The 11,956-nt window shown below is 65.3% G+C and carries 6 protein-coding genes and 1 riboswitch; of the genes, 5 read left to right on the forward strand and 1 reads right to left on the reverse strand.

What is annotated here, in order from left to right:
• Positions 1–38 precede the first annotated feature (38 nt).
• On the reverse strand, positions 39–6,506 hold the full coding sequence (cdrA, locus tag ACM0M4_RS26035; RefSeq protein WP_115288885.1) for a two-partner secretion system adhesin CdrA: 6,468 nt from the start codon (positions 6,504–6,506) through the stop codon (positions 39–41).
• 320 nt (positions 6,507–6,826) lie between these two features.
• Here cdrA and ACM0M4_RS26040 point away from each other — a divergent pair, with 320 nt between their 5' ends.
• From ACM0M4_RS26040 to ACM0M4_RS26060, 5 genes are all read left to right on the forward strand, one after another.
• Entirely contained in the window at positions 6,827–7,798 is a 972-nt protein-coding gene (locus tag ACM0M4_RS26040; RefSeq protein WP_054375773.1) for a 2-hydroxyacid dehydrogenase, read from the forward strand.
• Positions 7,799–7,907: 109 nt separating this feature from the next.
• Positions 7,908–8,906 carry a class I SAM-dependent methyltransferase gene (locus ACM0M4_RS26045; RefSeq protein ID WP_003117439.1) on the forward strand — a complete coding sequence of 333 codons (999 nt, stop codon included), beginning with the start codon at positions 7,908–7,910 and terminating at the stop codon, positions 8,904–8,906.
• A 94-nt stretch (positions 8,907–9,000) separates the two neighbouring features.
• Positions 9,001–10,464, forward strand: coding sequence for an amino acid permease (locus ACM0M4_RS26050; RefSeq protein ID WP_003094922.1), 1,464 nt, complete (start codon positions 9,001–9,003; stop codon positions 10,462–10,464).
• Positions 10,465–10,602: 138 nt separating this feature from the next.
• Positions 10,603–10,727: riboswitch (yybP-ykoY riboswitch) on the forward strand.
• Between the two features lie 89 nt (positions 10,728–10,816).
• A complete protein-coding gene (locus ACM0M4_RS26055) occupies positions 10,817–11,395 on the forward strand; it encodes a TMEM165/GDT1 family protein (protein WP_003094926.1) in 579 nt (192 codons plus the stop codon).
• 116 nt (positions 11,396–11,511) lie between these two features.
• Positions 11,512–11,955, forward strand: coding sequence for a nuclear transport factor 2 family protein (locus tag ACM0M4_RS26060; protein ID WP_003099368.1), 444 nt, complete (start codon positions 11,512–11,514; stop codon positions 11,953–11,955).
• The last annotated feature ends 1 nt before the right edge of the window (position 11,956 follow it).

Here is an 11,956-nt window from a genome sequence, read left to right on the forward strand (position 1 = left end):
CTACCGCCCGGAGACGATAGTGCGCATTGCGAAAAGGGTTAGAAATTCAGAGGCTTGTTGAAGCAGCTCCAGTAGTCGGCCAGGTAGCTCTGGTTCGAGCAACCCGCCCCACTCTCGGCCTCTGCCCTGAGCGGACGATCGGTGAACTGCCCCACCCGCTTGGCGCTGGCGTCCTCCGCCGGACCCGCGGCGGTAGCCGGCAGCAGGTTAGGATCGCTGACGTCCATGCCCAGAGCGTAGGCGCGCAGGAACGGGTTTTCGAGGAACGGGTTTTCCAGCGTGGTGGTGCGGTAGACCGCATCCCCGGGAGTATCCGGATCGCGCCCCTTCTGCAGTTCGCGCAAGTCGGAGAGCGCTGCCAGTTGCCCCAGGTCGCCCGGCGTGACCGGCAGCGGCAGGATGCTCAGCAGGTTGCCCTGGTAGTTGAGCTGGTAGTTGCCGCTGGTGAGGGCAAGCCCACCCTGGAGGATGTCGTACTGGCCTACGGCTTCGCCGCCCACCCGACCGAGCCCGCCGGCGAGCACCTGACCGGCGCTATCGCCATTCTTCAGGCCGGAAACCTGATAGGTCAGCGCCGGGTCGGCGGTGCCGACCTGCTTGCTCTTGGCATCGGCGAATACGTTGAGCAGCGCCTTGGTGATGGTCAGGTCATTACCCTGGTAGGCCAGGTCATAGTTGCCACTGGTCAGCACCAGGCCGCCCTGGTTGATGCCATACACACCCACGTTCTCGCCTGCGTCGCGGTTCAGCCCGCCGGTCAGGATCGAGCCGGCGCTGTCACCGTTCTTCAGGCCGCTGACCTGGTAGGTCAGGCTCGGGTCAGCGTCGCCATAGACCTTGGTCTTGCCGTCGGCGATCACATTGAGCAGCGCCTTGGTGATGGTCAGGTTGTTGCCCTGGTAAGCCAGGTCATAGTTACCGCTGACCAGGCCCAGTCCACCCTGGTTGATGCCGTACACGCCGACATTCTCGCCAGCCACGCGGCTCAGGCTGCCACCGTTGAGCACCGCGCCAGCGGTATCGCCGTTCTTCAGGCCACTGACCTGGTAGGTCAGGCTGGGATCGGCATTGCCGTAGACCTTGGTCTTGGCGTCGGCGATCACATTCAGCAGCGCCTTGGTGATGGTCAGGTTATTGCCCTGGTAGCTCAGGTCGTAGTTACCGCTGTTCAATGCCAGGTCGCCCTGGTTGATGCCGTACACGCCGACATTCTCGCCAGCCACGCGGCTCAGGCTGCCACTGTTGAGCACCGCGCCAGCGGTATCGCCGTTCTTCAGGCCGCTGACCTGGTAGGTCAGGCTCGGATCGGCATCGCCGTAGACCTTGGTCTTGGCGTCGGCGATCACATTCAGCAGTGCCTTGGTGATGGTCAGGTTATTGCCCTGGTAGCTCAGGTCGTAGTTACCGCTGTTCAATGCCAGGTCGCCCTGGTTGATGCCATACACACCCACGTTCTCGCCTGCGGCGCGGTTCAACCCACCGGTCAGGATCGAACCGGCGGTATCACCGTTCTTCAGGCCGCTGACCTGGTAGGTCAGGCTCGGATCGGCATCGCCGTAGACCTTGGTCTTGGCATCAGCGATCACATTCAGCAGTGCCTTGGTGATGGTCAGGTTGTTGCCCTGGTAAGCCAGGTCATAGTTACCGCTGACCAGACCCAGGCCACCCTGCTGAATCGCATAGTTGCCTACGTTTTCGCCGGAGACACGAACCAGGCCGCCGCCATTGAGCACCGCGCCAGCGGTATCGCCATTCTTCAGGCCGCTGACCTGGTAGGTCAGGCTCGGATCGGCATCGCCGTAGACCTTGGTCTTGGCGTCGGCGATCACATTCAGCAGTGCCTTGGTGATGGTCAGGTTATTGCCCTGGTAGCTCAGGTCGTAGTTACCGCTGTTCAATGCCAGGTCGCCCTGGTTGATGCCATACACACCCACGTTCTCGCCTGCGGCGCGGTTCAACCCACCGGTCAGGATCGAACCGGCGGTATCACCGTTCTTCAGGCCGCTGACCTGGTAGGTCAGGCTCGGATCGGCATCGCCGTAGACCTTGGTCTTGGCATCAGCGATCACATTCAGCAGTGCCTTGGTGATGGTCAGGTTGTTGCCCTGGTAAGCCAGGTCATAGTTACCGCTGACCAGACCCAGGCCACCCTGCTGAATCGCATAGTTGCCTACGTTTTCGCCGGAGACACGAACCAGGCCGCCGCCATTGAGCACCGCGCCAGCGGTATCGCCATTCTTCAGGCCGCTGACCTGGTAGGTCAGGCTCGGGTCGGCATCGCCGTAGACCTTGGTCTTGGCGTCGGCGATCACATTCAGCAGCGCCTTGGTGATGGTCAGGTTATTGCCCTGGTAGCTCAGGTCGTAGTTACCGCTGTTCAATGCCAGGTCGCCCTGGTTGATGCCGTACACGCCGACATTCTCGCCAGCCACGCGGCTCAGGCTGCCACCGTTGAGCACCGCGCCAGCGGTATCACCGTTCTTCAGGCCGCTGACCTGGTAGGTCAGGCTCGGATCGGCATCGCCGTAGACCTTGGTCTTGGCGTCGGCGATCACATTCAGCAGCGCCTTGGTGATGGTCAGGTTGTTGCCCTGGTAAGCCAGGTCATAGTTACCGCTGACCAGACCCAGGCCACCCTGCTGAATCGCATAGTTGCCTACGTTTTCGCCGGAGACACGAACCAGGCCGCCGCCATTGAGCACCGCGCCAGCGGTATCGCCATTCTTCAGGCCGCTGACCTGGTAGGTCAGGCTCGGGTCGGCATCGCCATAGACCTTGGTCTTGGCGTCGGCGATCACATTCAGCAGCGCCTTGGTGATGGTCAGGTTGTTGCCCTGGTAGCTCAGATCGTAGTTGCCGCTGTTCAATGCCAGGTCGCCCTGGTTGATGCCGTACACGCCGACATTCTCGCCAGCCACGCGGCTCAGGCTGCCGCCGTTGAGCACCGCGCCAGCGGTATCGCCATTCTTCAGGCCGCTGACCTGGTAGGTCAGGCTCGGATCGGCATCGCCGTAGACCTTGGTCTTGGCATCGGCGATCACATTCAGCAGCGCCTTGGTGATGGTCAGGTTATTGCCCTGGTAGCTCAGGTCGTAGTTCGCGCTGAGCAGGCCCAGTCCACCCTGGTTGATGCCGTACACGCCGACATTCTCGCCAGCCACGCGGCTCAGGCTGCCGCCGTTGAGCACGGCACCGGCGGTGTCGCCGTTCTTCAGCCCGGACACCTGGTAGGTCAGTGCCGGATCGGCATCGCCATAGACCTTGGTCTTGGCATCGGCGATCACATTGAGCAGTGCCTTGGTGATGGTCAGGTTATTGCCCTGGTAGTTCAGGGTGTAATTGCTGCTGACCAGGCCCAGTCCACCCTGGTTGATGCCGTACACGCCGACGTTCTCGCCAGCCACGCGGCTCAGGCTGCCGCCGTTGAGCACGGCACCGGCGGTATCGCCGCGCTTGAGACCGGAGACCTGGTAGGTCAGCGCCGGATCCAGGTCGCCGTAGACCTTGGTCTTGGCATCGGCGATCACGTTCAGTTGTGCCGGGGTGATGCGCAGGTCGTTGCCGACGTAGCTGAGGGTGTAATTGGCCGTGTTGAGGCCCAGCCCGCCCTGGAGTATCCCGTAGTTGCCGACGTTCTCCCCGGCCACCCGGCCGAGGTTGCCGCTCAGCACGCCAGCGGCGGTATCGCTGTTCTTCAGGCCACTGACCTGGTAGGTGAGGGTCGGATCGGCGTCGCCATAGACCTTGGTCTTGGCGTCGGCGCTGACGATCAATTGCGCCGGCGTGACGGTCAGCTTGCCGTCCTGGCGCACCAGTTGGTAACGCTGGCTGAAATACTCGCTGCCATTGGCGTTACCGGTGATCGCGTACTGCCCGACATTCGACGCCTGGGTCGCCGTGGTGCTGGCGGTCGCCTGGTAGAGGTCGTTGAACTGACTGTTGACGTAGGCGTCGATGGCGTTGATGCCGGACATCGTGGCCGTCAGAGTCGGATTCACATCACCGTAGACGCGGGTAGCGTCATTGGCGGTCAGGGTGGCGGTCTGCTGGCGGGAAAGGATGTCGCCGGCAGTGGTGGTGGTCTTGAACATCTCCACCTGGGCGCGCTCGGCGAAGCTGTTGAACGCTCCCTCGCGCATGAACAGGTCCAGGCGGGTATCGACGCGGCTGGTCTTGCCGCCGAGGCCGAAGATCAGTTCCTCGGTCAGGCCGGTGCCGACGTCGTACTGCAGCTCGTCGGTCACGCCGATCACGCCGCCGAAGCCCTTGACGCCCCAACTGGTGCCCCAGTTTCCGGTCCAGGTGGTGACGCTGCCGTTGCCGGCGGCGACGGTGAACCCGCTGGGCGCACCGCCGTTCGGGGTGGCGGTGACGTTGCTGCCGTTGACCTGGTAGCGCAGGTTGGTCACCAGGTAGTCCGACGAGTCGTTGGTCGGGAAACTGGCGGAACCGCTGACCCGCCGATAGGGCAGCGCGGTGAACACCAGGCGGTCGAACTCGCTGTTGCCGTCGGCGGTCAGCGTGTAGTTGCCGGTGGTGCCGACGCTGTTGGCCTCGAGAATCCGCGTGCCGACGCTGGAGACGATGTTCTGCGCGGTGCCGGTCATGCTCTGGTTGATGAACGGATCGAACACCGTGCCGCTCGTGGTCACGCCGGTGGCGTTGCTCTGCCGGTACTTGAGCGTACCGTTGAAGGTCTGCAGCGCCAGGTTGCCGGCGTAGTTGTCCCAGGAAGCCAGGTCGATGCTACCAGCGCGGCCGGCGAGGTTGGCGGCGATCAATGCGGTACCGGCCTGCTGGCTGATCTTGCCGGCGGTGCTGGTCTGCATCCACAGGGTGCCGCTGCCCAGGTCGACGATGCCGCTGGTCTGCGGCGTGCCGCCGCTGAGGAAGCTGATGTTGCCGCCGGCGCGGATTGCCAGGCTGCCGTTGCGGAACAGGATCGGCGCAGAGATATCCACCGCACCGGCAGGTCCGGTGGCGATCAGCTCCAGGCCGCGACTGGCGCCGCCCAGGTTGCTGGTGATCAGCGGCGCTTCCACCGACAGCCGGTCGCTGGCGCTGAGGGTCACCTTGCCGCCTGCCAGCGCACCGGTAACCACCGAGGCATTCACCGTCGCGTCGCCGCTGGCGCCGTTGGCGCCCCCCACCGAGCCGGAGGTGCCGCCGGATGCGACGATGCGCAGGGTGGTCGGGTCGAGCAGCCAGGTGCCACCGTTGCCGTAGGGTGCGGCGACGCTGACGTAGGCGCTGTCGGCGATGCTCAGGTTGACCTTGCCGGAGGTCTCCACCAGGCCGCCGTTGCCGCCCTGGGCGCCGCCGCGCGCGAGGATCCGCCCGTCCATGCGGGTATTGCCGTCGGACCAGACCACCGCCAGGCCGCCATTGCCCTTGCCGGTAGCCGAGACGTCGATGCTGGCGCCCTTGGCCAGCGTAGCGTTCTTCGCTCGTGGCAACTCGCCGCGGCCCTGGAAGTCGCCGCCGATGCGCACGCTGCCGCCCTGTGCGGCGCCGCGGGCGTCGATGCTGGCGGTGCTCGCCAGGGCCACCTGCTGCCCGCTGACCAGCACGTCGCCGCCGCTCTTCGGACCGCTGACGTCGATCTTGCCGGCGACCTGGATGTCCCCGGACTTGCTTACCAGCGCTACGCTGCCCTCGCGCACCTCGGTGCCGCGGGCGAGGATCACGCCGGACAGGTTGACCGCGTTGTCGACCACCCGGGAAGCCTGCTCGGCGGTGATCAGCACGCTACCGCCGTCGGCCTGGATCGCGCCGCCGTTGCTGACCAGCGCCTGGGCATCCTGCGGCTTGCGGGTAACCGGGTCGGTCACGGCGATGGACACCAGGCCATCGCCGTAGAGGTCGATGGTCGCGGCGTTGCCGGCGGCCATCGCCACGGTGCCGAGACGGGCGTTGATCACGCCGTTGTTGGCCACGGACGGCGCGACGAAGGCCGCCAGGCCTTTCTCCGCGACGCTGATGCTGCCGTCGTTGACGATCCGCGCGTCGGGGTTTCCGGGCTGGTCGAAGATCAGCTTGCCCTGGCGGAAGTGTTCGTCGCTGATGTTCGCCGTGGTGGTGATCAGGGAGCCCACGTCGACCTTGGCCGAGCCGCTGAATACCACGCCGTTGGAGTTGTAGATGATCACCTGGCCGGGCGCGGAGATGCGCCCGGCGATCACACTTTCCTGGCCTGCGGTGACCCGGTTCAGGGTCGACGAGGTCACGCCGGGCTGGTTGAAGCGCACCGCCTCGTCGGCGGAGACGTCGAAGCCCTTCCAGTTGATGATCGCGCGCTGGGTGCTCTGGTCGATCAGCGTGGTCTTGCCCTGCTGGCTGATCTTGATCTCGTTGGGGTTGAACTGGGCACCGGTAGGTGCCGCCATGGCCGCGTTGATGCTGGCGATGGCGAACATGAGGGTGCTGCTGGCGGCAAGGACGAAACGCCCTTCCCTACCAGCTTTCGAAGAGGTGCGCTTGCCGCGCTGGCTATCCGGACGGACCATGAAAATCTCCCTATCTGCGTGGCGCACGTCAGTTTTCCAGCACTGCATTTCGTCAGTTAAATGACGAAAATCTGAGAAGCAATTCACATTGCGCCTTGTGTGCCAAAAAAATGCCTTTCAGATCAAAAATTGTCCACTTGAAAGGGCGACCGTTCGTCGGAGTGACTCAAAAATGACACTACAGAGGTTAAATATGTAATACCGTCAAAAAACTGACAATACTTTCTGGATAATCACTGTCAAGAAAACCGGAAGACCTCCCTGGCACGCGGGTTTGCTAGGCTAGGCAGCCCCCGTCCGCTGCCGCCAAGGAACCGTCCATGAGCCATGCCCTGCGCGCCGTTTTCCTCGACCATGCCTCCCTCGACCTCGGCGATCTGGACATGCGTCCCCTGCACGCCGCCTTCGACGAGCTGCAACTGCATGCCGCCAGCCAGCCGCAGGAAGTCGCCGCGCGGCTGCACGGTGCGCGGGTCGCGATCAGCAACAAGGCGCCGATCGACGCGCAATGCATCGCCGCCTGCCCAGAGCTGGAATTGATCCTGGTCAGCGCTACCGGCACCAACAACATCGATCTCGCTGCCGCTCGCGAGCGCGGTATCGTCGTCGCCAACTGCCATGGCTACGGCACGCCCTCGGTAGCCCAGCACACCCTCGCGCTGCTGCTGGCCCTGGCTACGCGCCTGCCGGACTACCAGCAGGCGGTACGCAGCGGCCGCTGGCAGCAATCCAGCCAGTTCTGCCTGCTGGACTTCCCCATCGTCGAACTGGAAGGCAAGACCCTCGGCCTGCTCGGCCATGGCGAACTGGGCGGGGCGGTGGCGAGGCTGGCGGAGGCGTTCGGCATGCGTGTACTGCTCGGTCAGTTGCCAGGACGGCCCGCCCGGGCGGACCGCCTGCCGCTTGGCGAACTCCTGCCACGGGTCGACGCCCTGACCCTGCACTGCCCGCTGACCGAGGACACCCGCGGGATGCTCGGCGCCGCCGAACTGGCGCTGATGAAGCCTGGCGCCTTCCTGGTCAATACCGCCCGTGGCGGCCTGGTCGACGAACAGGCGCTGGCCGACGCCCTGCGCGGCGGCCACCTGGGCGGCGCCGCCACCGACGTGCTCAGCGTCGAGCCGCCGAGAAACGGCAATCCGCTGCTGTCCCCCGACATCCCGCGCCTGATCGTCACCCCCCATAACGCCTGGGGCAGTCGCGAGGCGCGGCAGCGCATCGTCGGCCAACTGGCGGAAAACGCAGAGGCATGGAAGGCCGGGCGCGCCCTGCGGGTAGTCAACGCCGGCTGATACGGCGCTGCGGGCACCGCGCACGGATGAACGGCGATCCTCGCCGACAATCCATGCGGGTATGCCAGGCCCAAGCCTGTTAAGATTTCCCATTTTTTCCGGAGCCCGCATGGACCCTCGCAGTGAAGTGCTGCTGCGCCAGCGCCACCTCTTCGCGACCCCGCTGCTGCTGGCCGGCCTGCCCGCCGACGACCTGCTCGCCGAGCTACCGCAGGCCCAGGGCTGGAGCTGGCACGCCGGCGAGCAGGCGCAGTTGGACGCCCGCTTCCCCGACCGTAGCCGTTTCGACACGCGCGCGCCGACCGGCGCCTGGACTTCGGCCGTTCTGTTCCTGCCCAAGTCCCGCGAACTGACCGACTACCTGCTGGCCAGCCTGGCCGCCCGCCTGCCCGGCGGCGAACTCTTCCTGGTCGGCGAAAAGCGCGGCGGGATCGAGCGCGCGAGCAAGCAGTTGGCCGCCTACGGCAAGCCCCGCAAACTGGATAGCGCGCGGCATTGCCAGCTCTGGCAGGTGCGTATCGAACAGGCGCCGGCCGAGCCCGACCTGCACGCCCTGGCCCAGCGCTACAGCCTGCCGCTGGCCGATGGCGAGCTGCAGGTGGTGAGCCTGCCGGGGGTGTTCAGCCATGGCCGCCTGGATCGCGGCAGCGCGCTGTTGCTGGGGCAACTGCAAGCCCTGCCCGGCGGCCATCTGCTGGACTTCGGCTGCGGTGCCGGGGTACTCGGGGCGGTCCTCAAGCGTCGCTACCCCGCCAGTCGCCTGAGCCTGCTCGACGTCGACGCCTTCGCTGTCGAGAGCAGCCGACTGACCCTCGCCGCCAACGGCCTGGACGGCGAAGTGATCGCCGCCGACGGCATCGACGGCGCGCCGCGCGAACTCGCCGCGATCGTCAGCAATCCGCCCTTCCACCAGGGCGTGCACACCGACTACCAGGCCTCCGAGCGCCTGCTGCAACGCGCCGCCGAGCACCTGGCGCCGGGCGGCGAACTGCGCCTGGTCGCCAACAGCTTCCTGAAGTACCCGCCGTTGATCGAACGCCACCTCGGCCCCTGCCGGACACTCGCCGAAGGCGACGGTTTCCGCATCTACTCCGCCCGTCGCTCCTGATTTCTGCCTGGAACCCTGTGAATGAAGCTTTTCCTCTCCCTGCCCGCACGCCCGCAGCCAGACCCTTCCATGGCCACCCGCCGGGAGGCCGCCGATGACTGACCTGAACGCCAGCCAGGGCCAGCAATTGCGGCGGGTGCTCAAGCCGCGCCACCTGAACATGATCGCCATCGGCGGCTCCATCGGCACCGGGCTGTTCGTCGCCTCCGGGGCCACAGTGGCCACCGCCGGGCCCGGCGGTGCGCTGCTTTCCTACGCCCTGATCGGGCTGATGGTGTACTTCCTCATGACCAGTCTCGGCGAGATGGCCGCCTACATGCCCGTTTCCGGCTCGTTCTGTACCTATGGCAGCCGGTTCGTCGAAGATGGCTTCGGTTTCGCCCTCGGCTGGAACTACTGGTACAACTGGGCGGTGACCATCGCCGCGGAGCTGGTGGCAGCGCAACTGGTGATGAGTTTCTGGTTCCCCGAGGTGCCGGGCATCTACTGGAGCGCGATCTTCCTGGGCATCATGTTCGGCCTCAACGTGATTTCCGCGCGCGGCTTCGGCGAGAGCGAATTCTGGTTCGCCCTGATCAAGGTAGTCACGGTGGTGATCTTCATCGGCGTCGGCCTGGCGACCATCTTCGGCATCATGCATGGCGTGGAGTCGCCCGGCTTCAGCAACTTCACCATGGGCGACGCGCCCTTCGTCGGCGGCTTCCAGGCGATGGTCGGGGTGGCGATGATCGCCGGCTTCTCGTTCCAGGGCACCGAACTGATCGGCATCGCCGCCGGTGAATCGGAAAATCCGCGGAAGAACATCCCGATCGCCATTCGCCAGGTGTTCTGGCGCATCCTGATGTTCTACATCCTGGCGATCTTCGTGATCGGCATGCTGATTCCCTACACCGACCCGAACCTGCTGAAGAACGATGCCAGCGACATCAGCGTGTCGCCCTTCACCCTGCTCTTCGAGCGCGCCGGCTTCGCCGCGGCGGCCGGGGTGATGAACGCAGTGATCCTCTCGGCGATCCTCTCCGCCGGCAACTCCGGCATGTACGCCTCGACCCGGATGCTCTACAACCTCGCCCTAGAGGGCAAGGCACCGCGCCTGTTCTCCCGCGTCTCGCGCAGCGGCGTGCCACGCAACGCGCTGTACGCCACTACCCTGGTCGGCGCCCTGTGCTTCCTCACTTCGGCCTTCGGCGACAGCACCGTCTACACATGGCTGCTGAACACCTCGGGCATGTGCGGCTTCATCGCCTGGCTGGGCATCGCCATCTCCCACTATCGCTTCCGCAAGGGTTACCTGGCCCAGGGCGGCCGCCTGGAAGACCTGCCCTACCGGGCCAAGCTGTTCCCCTTCGGCCCGCTGTTCGCCTTCGCCCTGTGCATGGTCATCACCCTCGGGCAGAACTACCAGGCGCTGGTGGGCGAACGCATCGACTGGATCGGCCTCCTCGCCACCTATATCAGCCTGCCGCTGTTCCTGGCGATCTGGCTGGGATACCGCTGGAAGAAGCGCGCACGCTTCGTTCGCTACCACGAAATGGACGTCAGCCCGACCAATACCTGACTCACCCTGCCGCCCAGCGATTCCTCGCGGATCGCTGCGGATGCCGGCACGTTTCCTTGCGATCAGGCTCCCTCGCCGCCCTCCCGGACGAAAGTTTCCGTCCCGGGCTTGCCCAAGCCGCCCGGCTTGGGCAGAATGCGCCCCGTCCTAGGGGAGTAGTCTCCCGCGAGCGCCGCACCGGCCTCGCCCGGCACGCGTCAACACACTTGGTCCGCAGACCATGGCGCGCGCGACCCAAGCCTGCCCAGACAGGCCAAGGGTTTGACAAGACCTATGACACGCACGATCTGACCCGGGGCGGGCAGATGGCGCGTGTCATGGTGATTGGTCGACCCGCCCCTTAGGAAGCCTGATGGAATCGCTGTTCGTCCCTACCCTCATCGTTGCCCTCGCGGAAATCGGCGACAAGACCCAGTTGCTGGCACTCCTGCTCGCGGCGCGTTTCCGCAAGCCGTGGCCGATCATCGCCGGCATCGTCGCCGCCACCCTGGCCAACCATTTCGCTGCCGGCGCGGTGGGCGCCTGGGTCGCCAGCTTCTTCTCGGAAGCCACCCTCAGTTGGATCCTCGCCGCCTCCTTCATCGCCGTCGCCCTGTGGACGCTGGTACCGGACAAGCTCGACGACGAAGAGTCCGGACTGAAGAAATACGGCCCCTTCCTCACCACCCTGATCGCGTTCTTCCTCGCCGAGATGGGCGACAAGACCCAGGTCGCCACGGTCATGCTGGCCGCCCAGTATCCGCATTTCTGGCTGGTGGTGATCGGCACCACCCTGGGCATGCTGATCGCCAACGTACCGGTGGTACTGATCGGCAACCTGGCCGCCGACAAGCTGCCGCTGACCCTGATCCGCCGCCTGGCCGCGGCCGCCTTCGCCGCACTTGGCCTGTACGCCGCCTGGCACGCCGCGCAATTGACCGGCTGGCTCTGAAGGACTGCGCCGCCGGGCCCGGGATGGCTGGGCGGCCAATGCAAAATGCATAGGAACGGCTACAGTTCAGGCAGGCACCGGATGCCTGCCCCACCACTCGCCCTCGAGAGCCGGAGATGCCCTCACACGACCTGAAACGACTCGCCCGCCATCACATCGAGCTGTCCTGGAACAAGGGCCGCATGGCGTTGGTGGAGCAGTTGCACAGCAAGGATTTCCTCTACAAAAGCTCGTTCATCGGCCGTCCCCTGGATACCGCCGGCTATATCCGCCTGCTGCAGGACATCCGCACGGCGATGCCGGACCTGGAGGTCGTGGTCGAAGACTGCATCGGCGAGGAACGCAAGGTGTTCACCTGGAGCACGCTGATCGGCACCATCGTCCGGCCGACCCTGGGCTATCCGGCCAGCGACAAGGTGCTGAGCATTTCCGCGATGGGCTTCTGGGTGTTCAACCCGCAGGGCCAGTTGCAGGAGCTGTGCACCATGTTCGACATGGAGAGCTTTCGCGCCCAGCTGGGACTGCAGACCCGACCCTTCGCGGAAAAAGCGCTGCCCTAGC

The organism is Pseudomonas sp. 18-147 (assembly GCF_051048045.1).
GTDB classification, from domain to species: Bacteria; Pseudomonadota; Gammaproteobacteria; order Pseudomonadales; family Pseudomonadaceae; genus Pseudomonas; species Pseudomonas aeruginosa.

Coding starts and splice junctions, on each gene's coding strand:
- cdrA (WP_115288885.1), bottom strand. CDS start 6,506: ATGGTCCGTCCGGATAGCCAGCGCGGCAAGCGCACCTCTTCGAAAGCT.
- ACM0M4_RS26040 (WP_054375773.1), top strand. CDS start 6,827: ATGAGCCATGCCCTGCGCGCCGTTTTCCTCGACCATGCCTCCCTCGAC.
- ACM0M4_RS26045 (WP_003117439.1), top strand. CDS start 7,908: ATGGACCCTCGCAGTGAAGTGCTGCTGCGCCAGCGCCACCTCTTCGCG.
- ACM0M4_RS26050 (WP_003094922.1), top strand. CDS start 9,001: ATGACTGACCTGAACGCCAGCCAGGGCCAGCAATTGCGGCGGGTGCTC.
- ACM0M4_RS26055 (WP_003094926.1), top strand. CDS start 10,817: ATGGAATCGCTGTTCGTCCCTACCCTCATCGTTGCCCTCGCGGAAATC.
- ACM0M4_RS26060 (WP_003099368.1), top strand. CDS start 11,512: ATGCCCTCACACGACCTGAAACGACTCGCCCGCCATCACATCGAGCTG.